We start from the raw sequence: 26,202 nt of genomic DNA, 5'->3' as shown, positions 1-26,202 counted from the left end.
TTTATACACATAACGATTCGGCGTTACGATTTGTTACGAGTTAAATCACAAACTTTTGAGGTATTGGATAAAGCGTAGAAAAAGAAAAAACATTGAAATAAAAAGAGTTTCTAAAGTACGAAAAATAAAACGCCGTTTTTATAAATTAGCAACTTCACAAATATCCTTAAACACAGTTTTATTAATTACATATATCAGATATTATTTACGCCGAAGTTTATAGAAATCATCGTTAAACTTCATATTTTTTATAAGTTTCAATTAGTTAGTTTTTAACTCGAAAACTTATCGTCAACCCAATATCAAGCACCTAAGCGTGCAATAAGAAACATTGGGAATAGAATTATATTGATGTGCATGTTGTTTTAACGAATGCATGAAGCAATCGGTAAATTTGTAACACCATAGAGTTTTATTTAGCCAAGATGAAAAAGTTAATTTTATTATTTACATGTGCGCTGTTGTCTGTCTCACCTTTTGCTTTTGCAAAACAATCAGATAACGAACCCAGGGATCATTTACGACCAAAGCAAGTTGAACATGTGTTTAAACAAGCCAAGCTAGATGGCATAGTAGACTTTAAGTTGTTCAGTGACGCTTACATCGCTTATCAGAAGACACCCGATAGAAAGAAGTCGGTACTAACGATCATCGACTATAGTAAACCATCAACTGAAAAGCGTTTTTATGTGGTTGATTTAGATAAAAAGAAGCTAATCTACAATACGTATGTTTCTCACGGCGTGAACAGCGGAAAGAAAACAGCGACACAGTTTTCAAATGTCGTGAACTCGCGAAAAACATCATTGGGCACTTTTTTGACTGATACCACTTACTACGGCTCAAATGGCTATTCACTTCGATTAGATGGGCTAAGCTCTGGATTAAACGACAAAGCTCGCGAGCGTTACATTGTCGTGCACGGTGCCGATTACGCAAACCCTTCCTTCATCAAGAAGAATGGATACCTCGGACGCAGTTGGGGTTGCCCTGCTTTGCCAGAGAAGTTGTCTCGCGAGATCATTGACACTATAAAAGGCGGCAGCGTTATTTACGCAAGCGCGTAATACCGATGCGACACATATGGGGAAGAAAAAAGAAGATTCTATTTCTTCCCCAGTAATAATCCTGTTAGCTTAATCGTCCTTGTGCAACGACTCTCTTTCCATTTTCGCTTACTCGAAAGCGAAAACTATTGTGTTATTCGCTAATATACCTAAGTGCGATCAGAAAACTCTGTTCATCCCCCTTCCATCTCGTTAGTATACGCTGAGTTCATCAGACACTGGCTTTCATCGTTATCATAGTTCCACTAAGATTCCTTAATCATGGTGGGTAACTGTGGCTTTATATGTTTAGGGTTACTTCTTGCGTTATCTACACCGTATATTATTGATGCTTTCTTTGTCCCTGCTCTCAGGGCTCATCACAGCTTCATATGCGCATGAGTGGCACCACACCAAACATTACACTTCCGAGCGCCTACTTAAACTCTCTCAACAAGACGATTTTGAGCTAGCACACACTGATTTTCATGCCTCAGCTTCTCTGAGCTCTTGGGGTTCAGAAAGTTACTACCTACATATAAAGCGCGAGTTGTTCGGGCTTGTCTCCTGTCGCCGAACATCAGCTACTGATGGCGTTTTATCATCAGATTTTACTCCTGATTATTTTTTACTTATTGCTTTCTCTTCTCCACCACTACTGGAGTTGGCAAAACAAGCATCTCGCTTACCTCTAGACAGTTATGGCGGACTCATGAGTCAACGCTCTCTTTATCGCCTCTCAGGAAGAAAGGAAGCGAACTTAATGTACGTCTTTACTCATGGTCGCAACGCCTTCTCTGTTGTTTAACTTTTTATGACATACAGAGAACACGAAAATGTAACGATAAGAGCCAATATGCTCATTGTTACTAGAACCAATTTGAGGTCCATATAATGACAAGAATCGCTACAACCATCGCACTAGCATTACTATTTTCAGCGGGCTCAACCTTTGCAAACACAGAAACTAAGCCAGAAGAAATGAGTAACGACACTCTGTTAGAGTGTGCCAACGTTTCTAACGCACGTATTGCAGTTCCGGAACACAGAGCGATGTTCAGACACTACTTAATGTCTGAGAGAGACTACAGCTTTGACCAGCTATCGTCTGCCGAACTTGAATTTAAAGCAGCAGATAAGAATGAGTCTGAAGTAGAGAACATCTACAAGTCTCAGTGCAAAGAAGTTGGCGAATACCTATATAGCATTGGCTATTAAATTCGAAACCCTAACGACACTCAAAAAGAAAGGCGCATACATTGCGCCTTTCTTTTTACTGACAAAAACCTGTCGATTAGATGTCTAATCTGCATACAAGCTTAAAAGTGCAAATCAAGTAAACTTACTGAGAAAACTCAGACACATCCTTGGGTTTACAGAACGCTCGACGTGCTTTAACAAACAAGAAACTAAGCACTCCAATCACAAGAGTAATTATTGGTGCCGCCATTAATAGCATTGTGATTGCTTTGCTCATATTTTCCGGTAGCAAAGGAAGTAATGAACCAAAACCGCATAATATCAGCGTCCATAAAATCGCACTCAGCCACGCAAAGTAATGGAATTTACTAATACGTTTCACTCGCAACCCCATCATTAATGGCAATAGGGAACGAACAACCGGAATAAACCGCGCGCACAAAAGCGCAATCAATCCATGTTTACTGAGTAATACGTCGACTTGTTCCAAACGCTTTTGAGGAACCGCACTCACCCAGCCTTGGACCTTAGGTAAGTGATTTAGCCACTTGCCTTGTAAATAAGCCGCCCAACTTCCCAACCCCGCACTAACAGCTATCACCAACATGATCATAATTGGGTCAAGGACGCCAACCGCCGCCAGCGTACCGGATAATACGACGACACTGTCGCATGGGAAAGGTGCAGCAGGAATAAAACCACTTTCCAAAAAGATAATCACTGCAACAACAAAATAAACCAAACCTGCACTGCCTGGCGCCATTAACGCCGTGAAATCTTGATGCCAAAAAGCACTCAAGACCTGAATGATCGAATCAAACATAAACCGCTCCTAAGCATAATTAACCAAAAAGTTGCAAAAACATGGAATGTGTTAGCGAGCATGTATAAAGCGGTATATGAAATTCGATTCTTTTCTCACTCCGATTCTGTATTTAAAGTGAGTAAAAATACTTTCAATACAACAACCTAAAGCCTCATTGCCGATGCGTTTTAGCCGCTTCATCGAGTAAATTGCCGAACGATGCGCCCACCATGCTACATCAAGCATTTCAAACCATTCGGGTTCTACATCGTCGTTCGAGCTCATTTCCTTAGCATGGCTAACCCTCAATACATTCCGGCTGTTTAAACTCGGATAGTCTTGTTGTATTGGAGAGATAGGATGTTCTGAAAAGTGCTTCGACTTAGCGTCAACAGCAATATTCTGGTTATGAAAGGAAAGAAAATTTGGGTGTGAGTGCGCCAGGCTCATGCTCGGAGCCAACAAGCAGAAAAGTAGTCCGAGTAAAGCAATCAGGGTCGTACGCACAAAGGTAACCAAAACCAAAATAATAAGTTCTTTTAACCCTGTGCGTAACTATTGGCAATTAGTATTCTTAATCGTTAAGAATACTAATTATTTTTCACCGTAAGGGTAGCTTTCAAACATCTTCGCGATTTCTTCTTGGATGAGAGATTCTCTTTTCTCAGAGCTCATTGACTCAGACAGTTTACGACTTGAAACGCCTTTCCAAACGACTTGATTAGCCTTTGCATCAACCAGTTCAACCACCAACTTCCCATACTTACGTTCTTTATATCTTTCTGGGCTTGAAGTGATCACACCAAAGCTATTCCAGCCATAGCCAAAGCTCACCGACGATCCTGAAGAAACAAGCTCGGATTCTTCTACGATATCATGATGTACGTAAAGGTCACCGCCACTATTTACCTTAATTAAACCCTTACTCTCAAGCTGTTCAGCAAGCCCTTGCTCAATACGTCGACCATCAATACTGGTAGGAGCTTCCGCCTGAGCACCGAAGTCAAACGTTCTGTAAGCTGAAAAGTCGGCTTGTTTATCTACATCGGTTGTAACGGTAGTACAAGCAGATACCAGCATCACCACCAGCCCTAATATCAAACCTCTCATCATGTTAAATCTCCTTTGGTTAAGCTGACTGTTTCAGCAGAATTACCCTGTGTTATACATACGCATCAACAGTAAAAAGTAATCATTTCAATATCTAGTCTTGACCATGAAACGTGACTGTTCAATAAACGAGATTAACCTTTACACAGAAAATCTTGAATATCATCAACATCTAAACACCTAAGAATTCGGTGTTTACGACCTAATTGGAAGCCCCTAGGCTTAGTAGCGGAATCGCGAGTGCCACAAAAAACCAGAGACAATGAACGCTTTAACATCAGTCCGCTACTTTTTTAGGCAACTGACAAACATTTGATGAGAAAAGACTTTTCTTTTTCGTCCAGTGTGGCATATTAACTGAGTCCTATCGATGCGCGGGCATCGTATAATGGCTATTACCTCAGCCTTCCAAGCTGATGATGCGGGTTCGATTCCCGCTGCCCGCTCCAATCTCTTTATCTCAATTTACTCATAAAAATCCGATGGCGGAGCGAACAAACGGCGGCAGCGTTGTTTCCATGATAAGTTTGGTCGAGTTACGTCATAAAACATGTCTTTCCATTCTGCAAACGTCACGCGGATGGGATTAAAGCTGTTTACAGGTTTAGAAACCCCATACCGAACCGTTTCCACCTCTGGTTCAAACGTTCCGAACATTCGATCCCAAATAATTAATACACCCGCATAATTTTTGTCGATGTACTGACGGTTCACACCATGATGAACGCGATGATGAGACGGCGTGTTAAATACCCACTCTAGTGGCCCGAGCGAACGAATTGATTGGGTGTGAACAAAAAACTGTAAGCCCAGATTAAACAACACAACGAAGACAACCCATTTTGGCTCAAAACCAATAATCACCAAGGGCAACCAAAAAATCCACATCCCCGCTAGCGGATACATTAAACTTTGACGAAATGCGGTACTGAAGTTCATTCTTTCCGAACTGTGATGAACAACGTGCGCGGCCCACATCCAACGAATACGATGGCTAGCCCGATGAAACCAGTAATAGAAAAAATCTTGCAGGACAACAAGTAAAAGAAAAGCTGAGACGCTCATTTCGATATCAAACAAACGCCAATCAAACCACCACAAATACAACTGAGCAATCAGTAAACCCGTGAGTATGTCTGTCGCTTGGTGTAAGCCCGCAAGAACAAAATTACACGCTACTTCAGGGAAGTAATACGTCGCGCTTTCAGGCAAGCGTCCCCTTCTTTGTCCGAACCAATATTCGGCAAGCATGCAGAAAAAGAAAACTGGAGCCAGAATCATCAGAAGTAATTCTGGGCGGTCCATCAATTGCGTCCAATCCATTGTGTTTCTACCATTTTGCATAGTGATCTTCAGTAAGACCCATAACTTCTTCTAACTGATGTTTGATGCCATTTCCATCGATAAGATAGCCAGAGAAATAACCGATGTACTGACGAAAGTTACTTTTGAGAAGCCAAAAATTTTTCTTCTCTGAGCGTCGATTCAAAGGCGTGAACTGTAAGTTAACTCGTTTATCTTCCGACGTAATATGCCACTTTTGCCCTTCATCACTTCGTGAAAACTGAAACTGCACAGGCTGCAAAAAGTGACGCTGACCATTAATCCACAATACATTTTCGCAATAGCCAGTTTCATTAACGCCAGCTGCCAAGTTCAACCCCAGACGCCTGTCATCCTCAAAGCAATTGATACTCGCCCAGCGCCAACTTGTTTCTCGCCGCATGTACCCAGCGGAAAAATCGTAACCAGCAGCCACCTCTGAAAGATCTTGCTCTTTTCCTAATATGAACAAGTTACCGTCTACTGCTAACGCATTGTGCTTCTGAGTATATGTCCAACCCGCATAACCTGTTGGCGTACACAACATTAATGGCAAACTCATATTTTCTGGACGTAAATAGAGATCCGCATTGACTGACTCTGTCACAAAGTGGACGTGCCAAATACCATCCTTAATAGAAAACTGAACTCTTTTGTTAGCAAGATGGGCAAGACTGCACCAACTGGAAGGCTGAGTTTGATAACCTATATTAAAAGGTTTCAACCATTGTTGCTCAATCAACTTATTCTTTTTAATATCAAACAGGTAGCAAAAGCCGGATGCTAAATACCGTATATCAGCAATCGCTACTCCAATGACGTAATTAGGTGTGACCAAATTGACGAACTGAAACTGCTTATAATCGCGGTAACGGCGCCACTTAGACACCGGCTTATCCATCTCATCGAGGTAGGTAAATTTATCTAGCTGTAACGATGTTGGAATTCCATCAAGGTGGCCAAACGCTGGTAGGCCATTCTGCTGAATAAACGAGTTCAGAACCTTAAGCTCATCCATATAGTTGTCTTTTCACAAGTTATCACACACAAAAACTTTAACATGACGTTAACATAAACAATTTGCGTAACTGCACAACAACATCGACTAAAGTGATTTCTGCTTGTTATATGTGAAACTGATCACTCAACCACCCGCTTACTTAGCTCGCCCTACCTATCTCAACCAACACAGCCTGGGTTAGAAGCTGCACATTCTCATCCGCAGGAAAGACCACTACAACCATTGAATCTTGGTCAAAATCACTATTTAATGGAAATACATTCATATAAACTGATTGCTTATTCACATCAAGGAAGAAATCTATGTCACACATACACGATACTATTGTTGCGTTGCAACACAGTAGCCCTGCGCAAAAAGAATTTTACCAAGCGGTAGAAGAAGTATTAACTTCTCTCGCGCCGGTAATAGAAGGCAATAATAAATATAAGGAACAAGCGATTATCCAGAGGATCGTCGAGCCAGAACGTCAAATCATGTTTCGAGTTCCTTGGGTTGATGATGCTGGAAATGTACAAGTAAACAAAGGTTATCGAGTTGAATTCAACTCTGCTTTGGGGCCGTACAAAGGAGGATTGAGATTCCATCACTCAGTCAATGCGAGCATCATAAAATTTCTCGGCTTTGAGCAAATTTTTAAAAACGCACTGACTGGCCTTCCTATCGGTGGCGGCAAAGGCGGTTCAAACTTCGATCCTAAAGGAAAATCCGACGGCGAGATCATGCGATTTTGCCAATCATTTATGAACGAGTTGTACCGTCACATCGGTCCTACCACCGATGTGCCCGCAGGCGATATCGGTGTCGGGGCGCGCGAAATTGGCTATATGTTTGGTCAATACAAACGATTGACGGGCCGCTACGAAGGTGTGCTTACAGGCAAGAGTCTGCTTTGGGGTGGCTCACTCGCCAGAAAAGAAGCGACAGGATATGGCGCCGTCTATTTTGCAGAATGCATGCTCAACGACCGCAACGATTCATTGAAAGGGAAAACTTGCCTCGTTTCTGGTGCTGGCAACGTGGCTATCTACGCCATTGAAAAACTGTACCATATGGGAGCAACGCCAGTCACATGCAGCGACTCTCGAGGTACGATCTATCATGAGCACGGTATTGATCTTAAGCTCCTAAAACAACTAAAAGAAGTGAAAAGAGCAAGCTTAGAAGAATATTTGGAAACTTATCCTGAAGCAGAATACACACCAGAGGGCGACTATCCTAATGAAGGACATGCTGTTTGGCGATATCAGGCTGATGCTGCCTTCCCTTGTGCGACTCAAAATGAATTAACGTCAGACGACGCACTGGCTCTTATCGAAAACGGATGTATTTTGATTAGTGAAGGGGCGAACATGCCAACCACCCGTGATGCTGCCAATATTATCGTGGACTCAGACATAGCTTATGGGCCTGCAAAAGCAGCCAATGCAGGCGGCGTTGCAACCAGTCAACTTGAAATGGCGCAAAACGCCAGCATGCAAAACTGGACGTTTGAACAAGTGGATAGTCAGTTGCAAACCATCATGAAAAATATTTTCATCAATGCAAACGAAACCAGTAAAGAGTTTGGCCAACCTGGAAATTTAGTTTTAGGCGCCAACATTGCAGGCTTTAGAAAAGTCGCTGATGCAATGATTGAGCAAGGTGTCGTCTAGATGAACGAGCCAGCAGGATGACTGCTGGCTTAATATAACTCCGCAATAGGCCGCGCTTTTTGATAAAGAGCTCCACTTAATTCGCAATAAGCGTTGTCACTTCTGTTTTAACGGAGTTGGCGATAAAGCAATTCTCATGGGCCATGTGGTGCAGTTTTTCTAATTGAGATGGTGTCGGTTGTTTTTCACCTGAAAATGTTATCTTAGGGTTTAACGTTACCTTTGATACCCACTCTTTTCCGTTTTCGCCTTTTTCAAGCTCCCCTACCGCTTCATCGAAGTAACTGTCCACAACGTAACGCCGCTTTGCTGCAATAGACAGGAAAACGAGCATATGACAACTAGAAAGTGCCGCGACAAACGCTTCTTCTGGATCAACGTTTTCTTCTACGGATAGTGGTAATGGTACTACGTGGGGAGATGGAGATGCTGGGACTTGCAACCCTCCATCAAATTGCCAAATGTGTGCCCTACTATACTTATTATCCTTAAACTCTTCGCCAGCTTTACGATGCCATTTGATTAAAGCGGAATGCTTACTCATTCTAACTCCCTGATTTTCCGACGACGAATCAACACTATCCGTCCTTGCCACAGTAAACCACAACAAAATGAGTTAAGGAAAGCATCGCACTCACAGGGACTATAAAATCTGTTGAGGATCGGCATTGTTCTTCTGGATATCATCCAAAAGTCTATGAGACTGATGGATGTTGACCTGTAACCGATTGATCAGCATCTGCAACTGCTCAATCTCGGGACTTTGGTTGGCTTTAAGTTGAGTTTCCAGGGCCTCCGTTTGGCTCGCCAAAATAGGTAAACTTAGGTTCAGTGCCATCCCTTTCGTTTTGTGCAACGTCAGCTCTAATGAAGCAAAGTCTTCAGCCATAAAGTATTCAATAAGCTCATCAACAGATGTCTCAAAATCGACAATAATGCTTTTTAGCAGCTCGTCGAGCGCTTCTGGCTCATCTCGTAAAGAAGCAAACATGCCTGAGCGGGAGAGTTCTTCCTCTGTTAACCTTAAGTTCTCGATTGGCTTACGTTGCAACTGAAGCACATTGCTGTCACTCGTTAGTGGCGGATTCTGTTTCGGTTCGAGTCTGGCTGCAAACTGTTTGAGAGCGTCTGAAAAGCTCTCATGCTGTAGCGGTTTTGTAAGCACATGGTCTGCTCCTGCTTCAATAAAGCTATCATGGGCTTCACGAAATACGTCTGCCGTGTACGCAAAGAGTAATGTCTTGATACCTAACTCTTGTCGGATAACGCGTGTCGCCTCAACACCATTCATCTCGGGCATATGGTTGTCCATCAAGATCAGGTCATACTCGTTCTCTTTCGCCTTTTTAACCGCGATTAACCCATTCTCTGCTACATCCACTTCATGCCCGAGCTTTTCGCAAAACCCTTTTGCCACAATGGCATTCACACGGTTATCATCAGCAAGTAGTATCTTTAAATGGTGTGATTTTGCGCGAGGTTTCGGTGCTTCTTGCTGCTTTTTCGGAGCAGATTCTACCCAAGGAATCGGCAACTCAACGATAAATTGACTTCCAACGCCTTCTATACTCTTGAGAGTAATATGGCCACCCATCAAATCGGTTAGTTTTTTGACGATGGCTAACCCAAGCCCTGTTCCGCCGAACCTTCGAGTCGTTGATGAGTCTGCTTGCTCAAACGAGTTAAAAATATGCTCGTGCTTGTCTGGCGCAATACCAATACCGGTGTCGCTCACGCGCATGACCAACAACTGATTCGATTCATCTAACTCGGTTCTAACCAGCACATGCCCTTCATTGGTAAACTTCACCGCGTTACCGGCGAGATTAAATAAGATCTGTCGTAAACGCGCACAATCCCCAGTAAATTCAGTATATTCAGAAACCTCGTTTTCCAAGATTAACTCGATATTTTTTTCATCAACAAGTGGTTTTATTGCGCTACACACCGGAGAAAGCACTTGATCGAGCTTAAACTTAGCTTGCTCAAATTCCAGTTTGTTTTCTTCAACTTTAGAAAAATCCAAAATATCGTTGAGGATAGTCATCAGATGCTGGCCAGAGTCAAGAATAACCCTAATGTGCTCTTTCGTCGTCGGCTCTTTGGTCTCTTCTGCAATCATTTGAGAAAGCCCTAGTACACCATTCATCGGCGTCCTTAGTTCGTGACTCATTGCAGCGAGAAAATTTGATTTCGCTTTTGCCGCTCGCTCGGCTTTGTTTCTCGCCTCTTCAATTTCAAGATTCAACTGTTTTAAGTTATGCATTCGGTGATGTGACTGATAAACAAACGCGCTAACTAGAAACATCACCGCAATAAATACAAACAACCACGTAAAACGCGCCTCACTTTGAGCAATATTGAGTAACCGATGCTCTGAGCTTTCGACAAACTCAATATAAGTGTGATCAAGCAGTTCATTCGTCAGCAATTCAATTCTTTTATCACTCGTTTGAAGCCGTTTAAGGAAGTTCGCTTCCTTTTCACTCTCAACTTCAGTTTGTGTTAGAAGCAACTGGTTGAGAAATTCAAAATAACGACTGCCACCCAATGATTGGCCGCGCTCGGTAGAAACATCTTGCTGATATAAATTGAACAACATGAGTAATGCATACCGATTTTCTACCTGAACACCAATTAACATATCAAGCTTCAACGTTGTTTGAAGCACTCGCTCCTTAAACTGTTCAAGCGTATCCCTAACTTTTATACGATTGGGTGTCACGGGAAACCAAACTGATGCCTTTGATGATTCCAACAGTGCCTGTGCTGCGATTTCTATCTCTACTAAAGATGTTGTTAACTCATAGTTTTTCCTATCTTCAACGGCATATCGGTTCACGATAACATCACGCTCTTCAATCAACTCATGTCCGATATTCATTAGCCCTGCATGAAATTCTTGAGCGTTTTTTGAATTCATATACGACATATACGCCAGTGTGCAGCACGTCAGTATCCCAATAAAAAAGCAAAAGTTGATCAGTTTGAATTTATTCATTTTCCAACACCTCTAAAATTATGGGTCTAGGTGCTGTCAACGACTGCAAGAATGCTTCAATGTCCGCGACATTCTCATCGTTCATCGTTATACCGAGCTGGGTTTTAGCCATGATTTGTATCGCGTCGGATAACTTATCGACTTGCCCATTATGAAAATAAGGACTCGTTAGCGCGACATTGCGTAAACTGGCTACTCTAAAATAGAATCGCTCTTCATCTTCTATCGTAACGAGTTGCCTGCCCGAGTCCTCTACTACTGGCTTATCCTTGAAATAGGCGAACCTTTGGATCATCGCTCCGCCGATATTTTTGCCCTGATGACACTGCACACAACCTGAAGTCTGAAATGTTTTCCAACCTCTGATTTGCTGTTCACTCAGTACATGCGTGTAACCCAATAAGTAAGCATCGAATGGTGCGCCAGGCGTCTGCAGCCCTTCAACAAACTCCACAATAGCGGACTTGATATTATGAACGTTAATCGGCAATTCACCGTCACGATTAAATAGAGCTTGATAATGTTCACTCTCTTTTACATATTGCTGTATTGTTTGCCAGTTTGAGTCCATTTCCATTGGATTATGGATTGGACCATCAATCTGAGCCATCAAGGTGTTTTCCGTACCATCCCATAAAAAACGATAATTTAACGCTGCATTAAACACTGTTATAGAATTTCTAATTCCATCACCTTTCACCCCCGTAGAGACTGGTGTATTTTCAGCGCCATTGGTTTGCAGATTGTGGCATGTCGCGCAGCTGACATTACCATTTGACGATAATTGAGGATCGCGGAAGAGATGCCAGCCAATTCTCGCTAGCTTAATATCTACATTAGGATCACCCTGTATGGGCTGAACTAGAGAGATATCACCTAACATCTTCGCGTTTCTTGCGATTGTTGTTTGGCTCAAAATGAGTATTACAACAGCTAGTGCGATTGCGCTGAATTGCCTCATCAACTACATACCTTAAACTTGTCATTGATATGAATTTAGTTGCATTTTGGCATTTTTTCCACCGACAGGAAGTTGAAAAACCGAGTTAAGTATTGCTTTGTTTAAGGCTTTGGTTGAAGAGAGAGTAATAAGGCGAATAGGAAGAAATCGATCGCCTTATGAGTAGCTAACGTATTGAAGTCTGAGTTTAGTGTAGAAAAGCCAAAAACCGTTGAAACCAAGTCACCTCTCCATAGGAGATCAGATCGAAAATAGTAAAGAAAACGGCACAGATAACGGCCAACTTAATCAAACGCAGAACAATAAACATAAACATCACAATTACCAATAATTTGCTTTAGTTTACTATCTCACACAGCGTTTATATATAAAAATGTAGTCTCCTAATTAGCCTCGGGAACTTATTCATTAGAACCTATACTCAAGCATCTCTAAGTTATTTGGATATACTTGAATTAGGATTTCAAAAAGTCCCTGTGACCACACAAGGAGGACTGCATGAAACGACTATGGATATGGTTCTTACCTTTACTCTTGATTGCCAGTCAAGCACTGGCGAATACTGTTTGGATTGTTCCTGTCAAAGGCGCTATAGGGCCTGCTACTAGCGACTATTTATCTCGTGAAATAGAAGAAGCTCAACTAAACGGTGTCAGTTTAGTGATCTTAGAGATGGACACACCAGGCGGCTTAGATAGCGCAATGCGAGATATTATTCACGCGATAACAACCTCCTCGACTCCCATTGCAACTTGGGTCGGCCCATCTGGCTCTAGAGCTGCCAGTGCAGGAACATACATCTTGCTCGCTAGTCACGTAGCCGCCATGGCTGAAGCGACAAACCTCGGAGCTGCAACGCCCGTCGCGTTAGGTGGTGCGCCTCAACCTCCTTCATCGGATGATGGCAAAGATCAAAACGCGGAAGAAACGCCAGAAGGAACCAACGAAAGCTCAGAGAAAGTTCCCGCTAAAACCGCAATGGAGAAAAAGGTAATTAACGACGCCAAAGCCTACATTAAAGGCTTAGCAAAACTTCATGGACGAAATGCAGAATGGGCAGAGAAAGCAGTAAGCGAGGCGGCGAGCTTGGATGCAACAGAAGCATTAGAGTTAAACGTGATCGATTACATCGCCAATTCGCCAGAGGACTTAGTCAAAGCCATAGATGGGCAAACTGTTAAAGTAAACAATCGCACTGTGACATTGTCACTTAAAAATCCAACATGGGTTGAAAGAACGCCAGATTGGCGAGCAGAAATGTTAGCCGTTATCACCAATCCAAACGTTGCCTACATTCTAATGCTCATCGGCATCTACGGTTTACTTCTTGAATTTTACAACCCAGGAATTGGCTTACCCGGTGTGCTAGGTGGGATTTGTCTGCTTCTTGCCATGTACGCACTACAAATGATGCCCGTCAACTACGCAGGTCTTGGTCTGCTGTTACTCGGTATTGCACTAATGATAGCGGAAGCATTCAGTCCGAGCTTTGGTATTTTGGGCTTAGGCGGCGTTGTCGCCTTTGTACTCGGTTCGATATTTCTCATGGACAGTGAGTTACCAGGATTCCAGATCGCCCTTCCTTTGATTTTTGGTATTGCCATATTTTCCGTGGCTCTAATCGTGCTGACCGTCGGCCTGCTGCTCAAAATTCGTCGCCGGCGTGTAACGACGGGTTTAGAGACTTACCCTGGGAAGGTCGCCGTGGTAAGCGATGACTTTATCGATGGCGAAGGACGCGTTCAACTCAACGGTGCGTTATGGCGAGCTAAAGCCAAAGACCATCAACAATTCAAACAAGGTGATCACGTCACCATTGTTAATGTTAAAGGGCTGACCTTAACTGTGATGCCTGATGACCGCCAAAATAAATAGGAGGCGCTTTATGATGCTCTATACCGTTGCGGTGATCGTGGTGCTGCTGTTCGCACTAGCGACCCAAATGTTCAAGGTTTTGAGAGAATACGAACGTGGGGTTGTGTTCTTTCTTGGTCGATTTCAAGAAGTCAAAGGACCTGGTTTGATCATCCTTATCCCATTTATTCAGCAAATGGTGAGGGTTGATTTACGTACTGTCGTTTTGGATGTGCCGACACAAGATTTAATTACCAAAGATAACGTTTCTGTGCGTGTCAACGCGGTCGTTTATTTTCGCGTAGTCGATCCTCAAATGGCGATTAACAATATTGAAAGCTACAGCGATGCTACCAGTCAGCTAGCACAAACCACGCTGCGCTCGGTATTGGGTCAGCATGAACTCGATGAATTGCTATCAGAACGAGAACGCCTCAATAAGGATTTACAATCCATTCTCGATCAACAGACTGATGACTGGGGAATCAAGATTGCTACGGTTGAAGTCAAACATGTTGATTTAAATGACAGCATGGTCAGAGCCCTAGCCCGTCAGGCAGAAGCAGAACGTAACCGTAGGGCGAAGATCATTCACGCTACTGGTGAGTTAGAGGCTTCAAATAAATTAAAAGAAGCAGCGCAAATGCTCAACGAAGCACCGAATGCACTGCAATTACGTTACATGCAGACACTCACTGAAATCACTACAGACAAGACATCCACTATTATTTTTCCAATGCCGATCAATCTTGTCGAAGCTGTCAGTGATATCGCCGAAGCGGTGAAAAAGAATAAAGAGACACAACATAAGTAAGATTCTGCCCCTAGGAAGTAACGACCACTCACGTTACTTCCTTATTTGGTACTCGCTTTAAGGATGTGCCTATCTTCTTTATCACATTCTTGTTTCATTACTTCTAAGCCCGTTTTAAAGCATGTTCGCCAAGCGGTTTCAACATCGGCATCATACCCGGAATCACACTGTCGAACCGTTTCTAACAAACTCTCAAGCCAAACATCAAAATCCTGCGGCTCTATACCAATATCTGCACTTGCATGCTTTTTCCCATACTTTTCCACCATTTTGTGCGCTTCGGTCGAGGTATCTGCCATCATAAAAAATACAATAGACCCTCTAAGCATTCTCACTTGTTGGTGCATGTCTATACCGTCAAACTTCTGTCTAAAGTTGGCACTTTTCGACCATAAATTTTTGTAGAACAAGTCGAAAAACTCCTGATCTGAAGTACAACGTTCATAGCTATCATTAAAAACTTCAATCACGTTCATGTTGCTTTCCCCTACGCCTCAATATGAGTTTAATTTAATATCAAATAAAAGCTTCCAAATAAGGACTTTTAAGTTTCAAATCGATCAACTCACATCGATTTTCAACAAAAAGTAAAAAGTGATTTAAATAAACACCCTCTTATCAATGAAAAAATATCCATTATCATGAACCCATATTCGAGGTACGCATGGTTGTCGATGCTAGTGCATCCTCATCTGTCATAACATAAAGAGGATATAAACGTGTCCCATCAAATCATTACCGATCTAAATAGCCGTTACACTGCAAAAAAATATGATGAAACCAAGCGCGTTTCTCAAGAAGACATGGCGATAATCAAAGAAGCACTGCGTTTGTCGGCGTCTTCTATCAACTCACAACCATGGAAATTCATCGTTATTGAAAGTGATGAAGCGAAGCAACGTTTCCACAATACGTTTGCAAATATGCATCAGTTTAACCAACCACACGCGAAAGCCGCATCACATACGATTCTGTTTGCTTACGATCCTAAATTTACTAAAGAGAAATTTGCGAAGCGTGTGGATGCAGAAGTAACATCTGGCCACTTGCCAGCGGAGATGTACAACAACTTTATGGGTGCTTACGCTTTTGCCGATGCAAATACGGACGAAAATGGCTTCAACGGAAACTGGACAAAAGCACAAGTCTATTTGGCACTAGGCAACCTACTACACACATTGGCACGACTAGGCATTGATTCAACACCGATGGAAGGTGTCGATCCGGCTCTGATTGGAGAAGAGTTTAAAGAAGAGCTCGAGGGCCATATTTGTGAAGTTGCGCTGGCAATTGGCTACCATAAAGATGGGGAAGATTATAATCATGGTCTTCCAAAAGCACGCCTTGCAATGGATGACGTAATTACGACTCTATAGTCGACCATTGTCTTAGCTTAGCGACTTAAATCATTGTTTAAACTAAAAAGAGCCGCATTAATGTGCGGCTCTTTTTTACTTGGTTCTGCGTCAACTTTACGCAACTTGCTCTGACTTAAAATTACCAAGCAATGCATCGTAAAGCTCATTGTCGCTTAACACACCAACCAGCTTATTATCTTCAACCATAAGCAGAGGCTGATTGCTACGCTGTTTAAGTTCAATCGCTTCTCGCATACTGATTTCTGGGCTAACCTGAACCAGAGAGTTTTCATTAACTTCGTCAAGGTTCGAAGAGTCGCTCTTCCATTGAATCAACGATTTATCTTTATCCGCTAAACTTAACCCCTTGCTCTCTTGTATCACCCAAATATCTTTATCAGGGCAAATCAGAACACGCGTATCTTCGCGAACCAAATCGTCACGCATTAAGGAGCGTCCCTTCAGCACATTTAATGGATTAGTGTGAGCAACAAAGTCCGCCACATAATCGTTTTCTGGAGCAAGAATGATCTGTTCTGGCTTGCCATGTTGAATCAGCTTTCCTGATTCCATAATGGCGATGTTGTTGCCGATTTTAAGCGCCTCATCCAAGTCGTGACTCACAAAAAGAATGGTTTTGTTTAGCTTTTCTTGAAGCAGAATCAATTCATCTTGAAGCTGAGCACGAATCAATGGGTCAAGCGCTGAAAACGGCTCATCCATTAACAAGATATCTGTGTCCATCGCGAACGCTCGCGCTAGGCCAACACGCTGCTGCATACCACCAGAGAGCTCGTGCGGGAATTTCGTTTCCCACTCAGACAAACCGACCATTTCGAGCTGTTCACGCGCTTTTTTACGGCGCTCTGCTTTGCCAATGCCTTGCATTTCTAGACCAAACGCAACGTTATCTAATACCGTTAACCATGGCATCAATGCAAACTTCTGAAACACCATGGATACGCGGTGAGTACGAAGGTGGCGCAACTTCTGTTCGTCACAGTTAGAGAGCTCAACCATGTCGTCGCCGTCTTTAATTTTCAGAGAGCCACGAGAAATTTCGTTCAACCCGTTAACTGTTCGCAGCAAACTTGATTTACCCGAGCCTGAAAGCCCCATCAAAACACAGATCTCACCCTGTTTCACGTTCAGCGAAACATTATCAACCCCAACCACTTGGCCAGTTTCATCAATGATTTCTTGTCGAGACTTCCCTTGATCTAGTAGTGCTAGCGCCTGTGCTTGTTGCTGACCAAAAACGACATCAAGATTTTTAATAGTAATAGCGTCCATGATTATGCCTCCTTCTGGTTTGGTGCTTTACACAAGCGATCAAGAATGATGGCAACGAGTACAATCGCTAAACCAGCTTCAAAACCTTGCGAGATGTTTACCGTATTCAGTGCGCGTACGACTGGTTTACCAAGTCCATCAGCACCAACAAGCGCCGCAATGACCACCATAGACAGAGACAACATAATGCACTGCGTAACGCCAGCCATAATACTTGGCAATGCCGCAGGTAACTCCACCTTAAACAGTAGCTTCATGCGGCTGGCACCAAATGCTTTACCCGCTTCAAGTAGCTCCTCCGGCACTTTAATAATGCCGAGGTACGTCAATCGAATTGGCGCAGCGATAGCGAAAATGATGGTCGAGATTAGACCAGGGACAATACCTAAGCCAAACAGAACCAAGGTTGGAATTAGGTAAACGAATGTCGGTACGGTCTGCATCAAATCGAGTATTGGCCGCAACAAGGTGTATAACCAAGGACGGTGCGCCGCCATAATGCCCAACGGCACGCCAATTAATACGGAAATCGTTGTCGCTGCAAACACAAGGACAAAGGTTTCCAGCATTTCTTGCCAGTAACCAAGGTTGAGAATTGCGAGTAAGGCCAACACGATAAATACGACAAGAGGAATGCTGCGATGTAAGAACCAAGCAATTGCCGCCGTCATAATGATTGGCGCTGCAGGTGGCATCCATTTAAAAATGTCCACCACGAAAAGAATGATCGTTTCAAGTGTAATAGAGATTGCATCGAAAAAACCCGATGCATTGATGGTTAACCAATCGACGCCAGTTTCCATCCATTGGCCCAACGGTAGTTTGTTGTCCGTAATAAAATTCAAAATAAAACCTTTGTGTTAATGAAGCGGGCAAAACTGCCCACTTTCTTTTAAAAAAACGAGCTCAAATACTGCTTATTAAGCGTTTGTTTTTAAGTAGTTTGTAATAGCTGTTAGCGCATCTTGGCCATCCACCGTTTTCACGCCCTCTAGCCACGCTTCAATTTGCTCTTGGTTTGCATTCAACCATGCTTGCGCTGCTTTTGATGGCTTCTGTTTCTGGTTAAGAATCGCTTCCATCAGTTCATTTTCCATTTCTAGGTTAAACTCTAGATTTTTCACTAGCTGACCTACATTTGGACACTCAGCGAGGTAATTTTTACGTACGTTTGTGTAGACGTTCGCGCCGCCGTAGTTAGGACCGAAGAAGTCATCACCACCCGCTAGATATTCCATTTCAACGTTACTATTCATTGGGTGCGGCGCCCAACCTAGGTACACAATCCATTGATTGCGGCGTGCGGCACGTGATACTTGAGACACCATGCCAGCTTCACTGGACTCAACTAGGCTGAAATCTTTTAGGCCGAATGCGTTACTATCAATCATTGACTGAATTAAGCGGTTGCCATCGTTTCCTGGTTCAATGCCGTAAATGCGGTCTTTAAATTTGTCGGCATGTTTTACTAGGTCAGCGAAGTTGGTCACGCCTGCGTCATAAACGTATTTTGGAACCGCTAGCGTGTATTTTGCGCCAACGAGGTTCGCGCGTACGGTTTCAACGGTACCTGCATCACGGTATTTCGCGATATCACCTTCCATCGTTGGCATCCAGTTACCTAAGAAAATGTCGATATCGCCATTAGCCATAGAGGAGTAAGTTACAGGCACAGACAGAAGATCAGTCTTCGTTTTGTACCCCAACCCTTTAAGTAACTCTGATGTAACGGCAGTGGTCGCAGTGATGTCAGTCCAACCTACATCTGCGAAACGAACCGTTTCACATTGGTTGGCGTAAGCGCCTGTTGCTAAAGTACTTAGTGCAATTGTTGAGAAGATTTTTGTCATCTTAGACATGTTAAATTCCTTGTAATGATTACTGACTTTTTCATTTTATGAGATCGAATCGAGATCTCTTTTTGGCGGATGCATTCGTTGCATCTCTTGCCAGTCCGGTGCAATCCAAACTGGTACGTTGTTCGACGTTTCTAGGGCGTTATCCAAAATCATATCCGCGGCGCGTTCTGCCACCATAATCGTTGGCGCATTTAAATTACCGTTCGGAATGGTTGGGAAAATAGAAGAGTCCACCACACGCAAGCCTTGAATACCGCGTACTTGGCATCGCTCATTTAAGACGGCTAATGGGTCATTATCTGCGCCCATTTTGCAGGTACAAGATGGATGGTAAGCACTCTCGACGTTTTGCTTCACCCATTCATCAATCTGTTCATCCGTTGTGATGTTCAGACCGGGTTGGATCTCGTCCCCACGAAACTCATCCATGGCTGGCTGATTGAGGATCTCGCGAGTAAGGCGAATACAATCACGCCAATCCTGCTTATCTTGTTCAGTGGAAATGTAGTTAAACTCAATCTTCGGCTTATCATTCGGATTCGCAGAGACAACTTCGACCGACCCGCGACTTTCTGGCTTGTTAGGTCCGACGTGCACTTGGAAACCATGACCATCAAAAGCAGCTTGCCCGTCATAGCGCATTGCCGCTGGCAAGAAGTGATATTGAATATTTGGCCACTTTAGTCCTTCACGAGAGCGGATAAACGCACACGATTCAAAGTGGTTAGTAGCACCAAGGCCTTTGCGAGTTAATATCCACTCAGTGCCAATCAAGCCCTTGCTCACCAACCCTAATTTGCTGTTGAGCGTGATAGGTTGTTTACAGTGATATTGGAAGTACACTTCTAAGTGATCTTGCAGGTTTTTACCTACTCCCTCCAACGAGTGTTTCACCTCAATGCCCGCTTTTTCTAATACTGCCTTAGGGCCAATGCCTGAAAGCTGCAACAGCTGAACGGAGCCAACCGAACCCGCACTCGAAATCACTTCATTATTCGCAAAACATTGCTGAATTGAACCTGACTTTTCAAATTCAACGCCTACCGCTTTCTTGCCTTCTGCACCAGTTTCTTCTAATAAAACTCGATGAACCGTCACCCTCTTCATTAGGGTGAAGTTTTTGCGTTTTTTAGCACGGCTTAAGTATGCGTTAGAGGTTGAAGCGCGTACGCCTTTGTCGACGGTCATATGCATTGGGCCAAAGCCCTCTTGTTGATAACCGTTGTAATCTTTTGTTTCTGGGTAGCCCGCTTCTTTGCCTGCATCAATAAAAGCTTGGTACAGTGGATTGAGCTTCATATCGTTGCCGTTACATGTGCCGACTGGCCCGTGATCGCCCCGATATTCATCAGCACCACCAATCCAAGACTCTGCTTTACGGAAATAAGGCAAACACGACTGATAATTCCAGCCTTTCGCTCCTTCCTCTTCCCACTGGTCAAAGTCACAAGCGTGTCCGCGAACGTAAACCATGCCGTTGATAGATGAGCTACCGCCCAGAACTTTTCCGCGAGGACAATGAAGTTGGCGACCATCCAACCCTTGCTCTTCAACCGTCTCAAACTGCCACGCGTATTTTTCAGTGTTCATCGGGTAAGAAAGCGCTGTTGGCATTTGGATAAAAATACTTTTATCCGACCCACCCGCTTCGAGTAATAGAACCGAATTTTGACCACTTTCACTTAAGCGATCCGCTAACACACAGCCGGCCGAACCCGCACCGACGATGATGTAATCGTAGTGTTGTTGCATTTTTATTCTCCTAGGAGTTAATACGAATCACCGTAGATAAGTGAACGAAATTAGCGTAGGAAAAATGCTTGAGAACAAGGCGGAAATTTTGATAAGTAGTTAACCTACAATCAAAATTGACAACGTAGTTATCGAGCATTTTAACAAGCTAAAGCGGTCAGTTATCTACTATGAGTAGTATCATTTGTAAGGGCTTTCGAAGTCGCTTAGCTGAACCAGAACACTCTTCGTTTGTGTGTAATGTTTAAGGGTTTCGACTCCGTTTTCACGGCCAACACCTGATTGCTTGTAGCCGCCAACTGGCATTTCTGCAGGTGAGTCACCCCATGTGTTCACCCAACAAATACCCGCTTGAATTTGATGGATAACACGGTGCGCACGAGATAGGTTTTGAGTAAATACACCTGCCGCTAAGCCATAATCGGTGTCATTTGCACGCGCAATCACTTCCGACTCATCGCGGAATTTCAGAACTGACATTACCGGGCCAAAGATTTCTTGTTGAACGTGGCTCATGTCATCATCGCAATCGACAAATACGGTTGGAGCAACAAAGTTACCATTAGCTAGGCCATTGTCTGTTACTTTGTAGCCGCCAGTCAGTAACGTCGCGCCACTCGCTTTCGCGGCTTCAATCGCTCCTAGAACTTTCGATTCATGATCTTTAGAGATTAGCGCGCCAATTTGCGTGTTCTCATCAAGCGGATCGCCGACGACTAACAACTCGGTTCGGGCTTTAAGCTGTGCGATAAAGTCGTCATAAATACCTTCATGGACAAATACACGTGTACCGTGCGTACAAACCTCACCTTGGGTGTAGAAGTTCGCCACCATGGCCGCAGAAACGGCATCGTTTAACTTCGCATCATCAAAAATAATCAGTGGAGACTTACCACCAAGCTCCATCGTTACTTGTTTTAGTGTCTTAGCGCTGTCACTCATGACGACTTTACCGGTGCCTGACTCACCCGTGAATGACACTTTTGCGATATCAGGATGCGCCGTTAGCATCTGTCCTACTCGGTAATCCCCTTGCACGACATTAAATACGCCATCTGGCATGCCCGCTTCTGAATAAATTTCGGCGAGCTTAAGCGCCGTTAATGGTGTTTCTTCTGATGGCTTGAAGATCATTGCGTTGCCCGCAGCCAGTGCTGGCGCCGATTTCCACATCGCAATTTGAATTGGATAATTCCAAGCGCCAATACCCGCGCAAATGCCCAATGGCTCACGACGTGTATAGAAAAACTGATCGTCGCTGAGTGGCTGCTGTTCACCTTGTAGACTTGGAGCAAGGCCAGCGTAGTACTCAAGAACATCGGCACCTGTTGTGACATCAACCGCGATAGCTTCTTGAATGGGCTTACCAGTATCTGCCACTTCCAATGCAGCCAACTCGTCATTACGCTCACGTAAAATGGCAACGGCTTTGTGTAAAATACGGCTGCGCTCAATCGCAGTCATCGCCGACCATGCAGCAAAACCTTTCTTTGCCGATTCAATCGCTGCTTGAAGATCGTCTTGGTTCGCTTGTTTAATGTTGGCCAATGGCTCACCATTCGCCGGATTGTAAGTGGTGAAGTGTTCATCTGAACACCCGTCGTACATCGCACCATTGATATAGTGTGCTTTCATTTCCATTTTGAAGACCTGTAACTTTTATATTTTTTCAGAATAAAACGTAAGTTGTTTTTCGAGATAATCGTTGATGATGATTCTCGCTCTTTCTGCATCAATGCCTTGCGGGTTGAGCGTTCCGCGCAGCCAAATTCCATCAATAAGTGATGCAATCCCATGAGCAACCAATTCAGCCTGCTCTGCATTTAATAATGCTTTGAGTTCTTTTCTTAGGTGGGACAATAGACGTCGTTCGTTGACACGCTGCAAACGCTTGAGCTGCTCGTCATGCATTGAGTACGACCAAAACGCCAGCCAAGTCTTAGCAACTTGGTTTTCTGCCTGATAGCCGACAAAGTTACCATCAATGATGGCGTTAATTCTTTGGTGATGAGCATCACTTGGCAGCTCACGTAACTTCTGTGTGATAGTGGACGAAAGCTGACGCAAGATTTCGCGCATCGTTTCCTCCAGCAATCCGTGCTTACCACCGAAATAGTGGTTGATAATCCCCGTTGATACACCGGCTTCTTTGCTGATTAACGAAATACTCGCCGCGTGTAAACCGACTCTATCAATCACTGACATTGTCGCTTTCACAAGCTGCGGTTTTCTGATTTCAGGCATCCCCACCTTTGGCATTTTGCGTCCCTGTTATTTTTAATTGAACGGTTAGTTAAATATAAAATGCCTGAAAATTAATTCGAACTCAAATTATTTTTAAAGAAAAATGTTAGTAAAAAAGGATGAAAAGTTGAGGGTGTACGAAAAATTGCTCAGCAAGAACTTGTCGGGATAACTAGATTTTAGTTTAAGAACAAACAAATAAGATAAACAAAATCAAACATTTAACTCTTAATCTATTTTTAAAACGATGATGAACGAGTTGATTTTTGAACAACAAAAATCTGTGCCACAAAAAATTTATATCGACCACTAATCATTTCACCTGTACACGGTTTATTTGTACAAAGAATAGACACACTAGTTTGTTATAGTTTTGTAGACACAAGTGGCATTCGCACTTTGAAGGTGAAGGAGGCAAAAAGAGAGGTTATGTTGAACGCCATGAATATGCGATTCGATATCCTTAAGCCATTTTTAAGTAATATCGCCAAGTGACTTTAAGATGCTAGATTCAGCGTTTTATATTCGAAGCAAGGATCTCAAAGTCACTTGGCTATCAAAGTAAATGGGAGGGATAAGTTCAGATTCATCGTGCGATGAGCCTGAACTCTTGATTTCTGTTACGCTAGCGAGCGACCTTTCACGCAGTTGCGTCCGTTCGCTTTCGCTTGATAAAGCAATTTATCGGCCTGATCGCAAAGTGATTTAAAGCTCATCTCATTATCTTCAGTGGTAACGACTCCAAAACTACAGGTCACTCTCACTTCTTCTTTCTGTTCCGTAACAAAGCCATGTAGGGATAAAGCGCTACGTAAACGTTCGGCAGTAATAAGAGCGTTTTCATGGTCTGTATTGGGCATAACAACAACAAACTCTTCACCACCAAAGCGAGCAACAATGTCGTTCTCACGTACAGTTTCCTCCAACACTTTGGCAACGCCCGTTAGTACGGTATCTCCAAACACATGCCCATAGGTATCATTTACCTGCTTGAAATAATCCACATCGATTAACGCTAAAGTTACTGGCCCCGATTGTGGTTTATTTGGCACCATTTTCTGTTTATCGAGTTTGCTATCTACCCATTTATTTAAAGCTAGATAACCGTACTTGACTTGCTCGACTTGCTCAAAAACAAAGTGTTGTATCTTTTCTTGCTTAGATTGAGGTACCGGTTTCTCTTTTCGCTCACGCCTCACTTCTACTGGCTTAGTGAACCAGTCCTCTAAAAAACGGCGATTGAACAACCCTGTCAATGTGTCTGTCTTTGCGAGGCGACGCATTCTCAAACGCGAGCGATTGACGACGAGAAATACTACCGCCATCAAAAATAGAACACCGATGAGCGCAAGTAGCGCTTCACCCAATAAGTAAAAAGTACGACGGTTATTTTCTAGCTCCATACGCTGCAACACATTGTTCCAATTGAGATCTTCGTTCTCATATTCAAGTCGTTCCAACTCAAATAACGTCTGCTGGCGCTCAAGATTTTCAACTTCTCTTTGATTGCTAAATTGGATAAATTTATCGTGATAGTTACCGTAAGTTTCGAATGCTAGTTTAAAGTCATTGCTTCCCGCATAGGCCATAGCGGCGACTTTTAGTAGCTCCATTTGCTGTTGCTTGACGTATCGACTCTCTATAATCTCCGGCAGCATTGGCGCGATCATCGCTAAAAGTATTTCAAATTGCTGCTGCTCTAACATATATTCGGCTTGTAACAACTTAAATGTTGCCAAATACGCGCTAGACGTTTCTCTGTACTGTAAATTCTCCGCCAGCTTCAATTGGTTAACCATCTTCTTTTCTTGATTCGTCTCGCGATATAAAGCTGCAAGTTCAAGGTTAACTCGAAATCTAAAGCGTCCATCACCGATAATTTGAGCCAGCTTTAACGCTCGCTGATATGACGCTATCGCCTCTTCGTATTGGAACTGTGCTTTATGAAGTTTCGCTATCGTCAAAACGCTCAACAACTCATTGAACGACATACGCCTATCCCTAAAATAGCGATATGCTTGTTCCAAAAGCGCCTCAGATCGGTCGTAACCCTGAATTTTGACAAGTACGTCACCTAGCTCTAGTGCTGCACGTTCGACCAGCCCGTGAACACCTGAAGATTCAGCCGCATCCATGGACGACATAAGTGCAGCATAGGATTTTTTAAACTCACCTTGCTCATCGTAATAGCGTCCTTTTAGCAACAGGATTTCTGATTCAAGTTGCTTATCACCATTCTCACGCGATGTTTCCAACAAGCTATCCAACGCAGAAAGCGCGGTATCGATATCGCTCTTTCCAACCATAGTTCGCATCTGAATCAACTTAAACAGGAGATACTCATGGCTCTGTGGACGTACAAGCTCCAATCCTTTTTGAACGACACTCTGACTCTCTTCTACGCGCCCTAGCAGCTCTAAAACCGTGGCCTTGGCAAGCCAGTAACGCACCAACAGCGCTGTTGGTTGGTTTTGTAGTAAAGACTCTTCTTCTAACGCTTCAATCAAAGCTAAAGAACTCTGAGGTAATGCGTAAATTTGATTTTCGATGCCTTCTAACGACTGTAAAAACTTACCTTCCTGTTCCACCTTTTCTGTGGAGGCCTGAACAGAAAAACACAAACACCCCAATAATAGCGGTATCGTCCTAAGCGAATGAAATAGTGACATTATTGCTCTTCCCTAATGGGTAGTTACTTCAGTGTAATTGAGAATTCTGATTATTTATTATTAAGACAACTGAAGGTTATTCAGTCAGCCTCATATTCCCATGTATTTTGCGCTGAATAATAAATCACCATCTTTAGATGCCGAAATAGTTTTCGGTTGCAATATGACCAATAAGAGTGTTTTTTACACACCAAGAATAATGATCTCGTTAGTGAGACAAAAGATCGTCTTAGTATA

General features: G+C 43.2%; 23 protein-coding genes and 1 tRNA gene. 8 read left to right on the top strand and 16 right to left on the bottom strand.

Translation table 11 applies throughout. The features are described 5' to 3' along the window. The first annotated feature begins 425 nt into the window (after positions 1-425). The 3 genes from R7Q46_RS19060 (at position 426) to R7Q46_RS19050 (ending at position 2,264) form a co-directional block, all read left to right on the top strand. Positions 426-1,067 carry a murein L,D-transpeptidase catalytic domain family protein gene (locus tag R7Q46_RS19060; RefSeq protein ID WP_005373154.1) on the top strand — a complete coding sequence of 214 codons (642 nt, stop codon included), beginning with the start codon at positions 426-428 and terminating at the stop codon, positions 1,065-1,067. Positions 1,068-1,395: 328 nt separating this feature from the next. Beyond that, positions 1,396-1,854: a hypothetical protein gene (locus R7Q46_RS19055; RefSeq protein WP_017633653.1), complete on the top strand. Its 459-nt coding sequence runs from the start codon at positions 1,396-1,398 to the stop codon at positions 1,852-1,854. Positions 1,855-1,940: 86 nt separating this feature from the next. Beyond that, complete coding sequence (locus R7Q46_RS19050; RefSeq protein ID WP_042522561.1) at positions 1,941-2,264, top strand: hypothetical protein; 324 nt, start codon at positions 1,941-1,943, stop codon at positions 2,262-2,264. 124 nt (positions 2,265-2,388) lie between these two features. On the opposite strand, the gene R7Q46_RS19045 is transcribed toward R7Q46_RS19050, so the two are convergent. The 3 genes from R7Q46_RS19045 to R7Q46_RS19035 all read right to left on the bottom strand — a co-directional run bounded on the left by R7Q46_RS19045 (position 2,389) and on the right by R7Q46_RS19035 (position 4,164). Continuing rightward, on the bottom strand, positions 2,389-3,069 hold the full coding sequence (locus R7Q46_RS19045) for a DedA family protein (protein WP_318077709.1): 681 nt from the start codon (positions 3,067-3,069) through the stop codon (positions 2,389-2,391). 51 nt (positions 3,070-3,120) lie between these two features. Further along, positions 3,121-3,501, bottom strand: a complete 381-nt coding sequence (locus R7Q46_RS19040; protein ID WP_242014579.1) for a hypothetical protein — start codon at positions 3,499-3,501, stop codon at positions 3,121-3,123. Between the two features lie 144 nt (positions 3,502-3,645). Next, on the bottom strand, positions 3,646-4,164 hold the full coding sequence (locus R7Q46_RS19035; RefSeq protein ID WP_005373165.1) for a DUF4136 domain-containing protein: 519 nt from the start codon (positions 4,162-4,164) through the stop codon (positions 3,646-3,648). A gap of 371 nt (positions 4,165-4,535) precedes the next feature. Between R7Q46_RS19035 and R7Q46_RS19030 the strand changes: the two genes are divergently transcribed. Then, a tRNA-Gly gene (locus tag R7Q46_RS19030) sits at positions 4,536-4,610 on the top strand. 16 nt (positions 4,611-4,626) lie between these two features. On the opposite strand, the gene R7Q46_RS19025 is transcribed toward R7Q46_RS19030, so the two are convergent. Both R7Q46_RS19025 and R7Q46_RS19020 read right to left on the bottom strand, forming a co-directional pair. Beyond that, complete coding sequence (locus tag R7Q46_RS19025) at positions 4,627-5,484, bottom strand: sterol desaturase family protein (protein ID WP_005373167.1); 858 nt, start codon at positions 5,482-5,484, stop codon at positions 4,627-4,629. A 7-nt stretch (positions 5,485-5,491) separates the two neighbouring features. Then, positions 5,492-6,502 (bottom strand): DUF2804 domain-containing protein, encoded by a 1,011-nt coding sequence (locus R7Q46_RS19020; protein WP_206225659.1) that lies wholly within the window; start codon positions 6,500-6,502, stop codon positions 5,492-5,494. Between the two features lie 305 nt (positions 6,503-6,807). Here R7Q46_RS19020 and gdhA point away from each other — a divergent pair, with 305 nt between their 5' ends. Next, a complete protein-coding gene (gdhA, locus tag R7Q46_RS19015) occupies positions 6,808-8,160 on the top strand; it encodes an NADP-specific glutamate dehydrogenase (RefSeq protein ID WP_318077708.1) in 1,353 nt (450 codons plus the stop codon). 76 nt (positions 8,161-8,236) lie between these two features. Here the strand turns inward: gdhA and R7Q46_RS19010 are convergent, their stop codons facing one another. From R7Q46_RS19010 to R7Q46_RS19000, 3 genes are all read right to left on the bottom strand, one after another. Next, the gene (locus R7Q46_RS19010; RefSeq protein ID WP_025767882.1) at positions 8,237-8,704 is read right to left on the bottom strand and encodes an OsmC family protein; all 468 of its coding nucleotides are present in this window, start codon (positions 8,702-8,704) and stop codon (positions 8,237-8,239) included. A gap of 99 nt (positions 8,705-8,803) precedes the next feature. Continuing rightward, entirely contained in the window at positions 8,804-11,161 is a 2,358-nt protein-coding gene (locus tag R7Q46_RS19005; RefSeq protein WP_213871374.1) for an ATP-binding protein, read from the bottom strand. Continuing rightward, positions 11,154-12,122: a cytochrome-c peroxidase gene (locus R7Q46_RS19000; RefSeq protein ID WP_411978764.1), complete on the bottom strand. Its 969-nt coding sequence runs from the start codon at positions 12,120-12,122 to the stop codon at positions 11,154-11,156. Before R7Q46_RS19000 ends, R7Q46_RS19005 begins: the two co-directional genes overlap by 8 nt. Positions 12,123-12,620: 498 nt before the next feature. On the opposite strand from R7Q46_RS19000, the gene R7Q46_RS18995 reads away from it, so the two are divergent. Together R7Q46_RS18995 and R7Q46_RS18990 are read left to right on the top strand one after the other, a co-directional pair. Next, a complete protein-coding gene (locus tag R7Q46_RS18995) occupies positions 12,621-13,997 on the top strand; it encodes an NfeD family protein (protein ID WP_213968859.1) in 1,377 nt (458 codons plus the stop codon). Between the two features lie 10 nt (positions 13,998-14,007). Then, positions 14,008-14,790, top strand: coding sequence for a slipin family protein (locus R7Q46_RS18990; RefSeq protein WP_213968858.1), 783 nt, complete (start codon positions 14,008-14,010; stop codon positions 14,788-14,790). A gap of 41 nt (positions 14,791-14,831) precedes the next feature. On the opposite strand, the gene R7Q46_RS18985 is transcribed toward R7Q46_RS18990, so the two are convergent. Continuing rightward, a complete protein-coding gene (locus tag R7Q46_RS18985) occupies positions 14,832-15,266 on the bottom strand; it encodes a globin (protein WP_149192078.1) in 435 nt (144 codons plus the stop codon). Between the two features lie 243 nt (positions 15,267-15,509). On the opposite strand from R7Q46_RS18985, the gene R7Q46_RS18980 reads away from it, so the two are divergent. Then, positions 15,510-16,166 (top strand): NAD(P)H-dependent oxidoreductase, encoded by a 657-nt coding sequence (locus tag R7Q46_RS18980; RefSeq protein ID WP_064354707.1) that lies wholly within the window; start codon positions 15,510-15,512, stop codon positions 16,164-16,166. A gap of 96 nt (positions 16,167-16,262) precedes the next feature. Here R7Q46_RS18980 and choV read toward each other — a convergent pair whose 3' ends face one another. From choV to R7Q46_RS18945, 7 genes are all read right to left on the bottom strand, one after another. Then, a complete protein-coding gene (gene choV / locus R7Q46_RS18975) occupies positions 16,263-17,441 on the bottom strand; it encodes a choline ABC transporter ATP-binding protein (RefSeq protein ID WP_115386584.1) in 1,179 nt (392 codons plus the stop codon). A 2-nt stretch (positions 17,442-17,443) separates the two neighbouring features. Further along, positions 17,444-18,286 (bottom strand): choline ABC transporter permease subunit, encoded by an 843-nt coding sequence (gene choW / locus R7Q46_RS18970; RefSeq protein ID WP_005392552.1) that lies wholly within the window; start codon positions 18,284-18,286, stop codon positions 17,444-17,446. Positions 18,287-18,361: 75 nt separating this feature from the next. Continuing rightward, positions 18,362-19,300: a choline ABC transporter substrate-binding protein gene (locus R7Q46_RS18965; RefSeq protein WP_005382646.1), complete on the bottom strand. Its 939-nt coding sequence runs from the start codon at positions 19,298-19,300 to the stop codon at positions 18,362-18,364. A gap of 36 nt (positions 19,301-19,336) precedes the next feature. Continuing rightward, a complete protein-coding gene (gene betA / locus R7Q46_RS18960; protein WP_005373209.1) occupies positions 19,337-21,052 on the bottom strand; it encodes a choline dehydrogenase in 1,716 nt (571 codons plus the stop codon). Between the two features lie 180 nt (positions 21,053-21,232). After that, positions 21,233-22,693 (bottom strand): betaine-aldehyde dehydrogenase, encoded by a 1,461-nt coding sequence (gene betB, locus R7Q46_RS18955; protein ID WP_167416100.1) that lies wholly within the window; start codon positions 22,691-22,693, stop codon positions 21,233-21,235. A gap of 18 nt (positions 22,694-22,711) precedes the next feature. Next, positions 22,712-23,311: a transcriptional regulator BetI gene (betI, locus tag R7Q46_RS18950; RefSeq protein ID WP_017820329.1), complete on the bottom strand. Its 600-nt coding sequence runs from the start codon at positions 23,309-23,311 to the stop codon at positions 22,712-22,714. A gap of 605 nt (positions 23,312-23,916) precedes the next feature. Next, positions 23,917-25,965: a diguanylate cyclase gene (locus R7Q46_RS18945; protein ID WP_318077707.1), complete on the bottom strand. Its 2,049-nt coding sequence runs from the start codon at positions 25,963-25,965 to the stop codon at positions 23,917-23,919. Positions 25,966-26,202: the final 237 nt, after the last annotated feature.

The organism is Vibrio sp. 811, assembly GCF_033339195.1.
The sequence above is the reverse complement of the archived record's forward strand: the minus strand, read 5'-3'. Positions and strand labels throughout refer to the sequence as shown.

Coding starts and splice junctions, on each gene's coding strand:
- R7Q46_RS19050 (WP_042522561.1), top strand. CDS start 1,941: ATGACAAGAATCGCTACAACCATCGCACTAGCATTACTATTTTCAGCG.
- R7Q46_RS19055 (WP_017633653.1), top strand. CDS start 1,396: ATGCTTTCTTTGTCCCTGCTCTCAGGGCTCATCACAGCTTCATATGCG.
- R7Q46_RS19035 (WP_005373165.1), bottom strand. CDS start 4,164: ATGATGAGAGGTTTGATATTAGGGCTGGTGGTGATGCTGGTATCTGCT.
- R7Q46_RS19045 (WP_318077709.1), bottom strand. CDS start 3,069: ATGTTTGATTCGATCATTCAGGTCTTGAGTGCTTTTTGGCATCAAGAT.
- R7Q46_RS19010 (WP_025767882.1), bottom strand. CDS start 8,704: ATGAGTAAGCATTCCGCTTTAATCAAATGGCATCGTAAAGCTGGCGAA.
- betB (WP_167416100.1), bottom strand. CDS start 22,693: ATGGAAATGAAAGCACACTATATCAATGGTGCGATGTACGACGGGTGT.
- R7Q46_RS19005 (WP_213871374.1), bottom strand. CDS start 11,161: ATGAATAAATTCAAACTGATCAACTTTTGCTTTTTTATTGGGATACTG.
- betI (WP_017820329.1), bottom strand. CDS start 23,311: ATGCCAAAGGTGGGGATGCCTGAAATCAGAAAACCGCAGCTTGTGAAA.
- R7Q46_RS19020 (WP_206225659.1), bottom strand. CDS start 6,502: ATGGATGAGCTTAAGGTTCTGAACTCGTTTATTCAGCAGAATGGCCTA.
- gdhA (WP_318077708.1), top strand. CDS start 6,808: ATGTCACACATACACGATACTATTGTTGCGTTGCAACACAGTAGCCCT.
- R7Q46_RS18985 (WP_149192078.1), bottom strand. CDS start 15,266: ATGAACGTGATTGAAGTTTTTAATGATAGCTATGAACGTTGTACTTCA.
- betA (WP_005373209.1), bottom strand. CDS start 21,052: ATGCAACAACACTACGATTACATCATCGTCGGTGCGGGTTCGGCCGGC.
- R7Q46_RS18990 (WP_213968858.1), top strand. CDS start 14,008: ATGATGCTCTATACCGTTGCGGTGATCGTGGTGCTGCTGTTCGCACTA.
- R7Q46_RS19025 (WP_005373167.1), bottom strand. CDS start 5,484: ATGGATTGGACGCAATTGATGGACCGCCCAGAATTACTTCTGATGATT.
- R7Q46_RS19060 (WP_005373154.1), top strand. CDS start 426: ATGAAAAAGTTAATTTTATTATTTACATGTGCGCTGTTGTCTGTCTCA.
- R7Q46_RS19000 (WP_411978764.1), bottom strand. CDS start 12,122: ATGAGGCAATTCAGCGCAATCGCACTAGCTGTTGTAATACTCATTTTG.
- R7Q46_RS18945 (WP_318077707.1), bottom strand. CDS start 25,965: ATGTCACTATTTCATTCGCTTAGGACGATACCGCTATTATTGGGGTGT.
- R7Q46_RS18965 (WP_005382646.1), bottom strand. CDS start 19,300: ATGTCTAAGATGACAAAAATCTTCTCAACAATTGCACTAAGTACTTTA.
- choV (WP_115386584.1), bottom strand. CDS start 17,441: ATGGACGCTATTACTATTAAAAATCTTGATGTCGTTTTTGGTCAGCAA.
- R7Q46_RS18995 (WP_213968859.1), top strand. CDS start 12,621: ATGAAACGACTATGGATATGGTTCTTACCTTTACTCTTGATTGCCAGT.
- R7Q46_RS19040 (WP_242014579.1), bottom strand. CDS start 3,501: ATGAGCCTGGCGCACTCACACCCAAATTTTCTTTCCTTTCATAACCAG.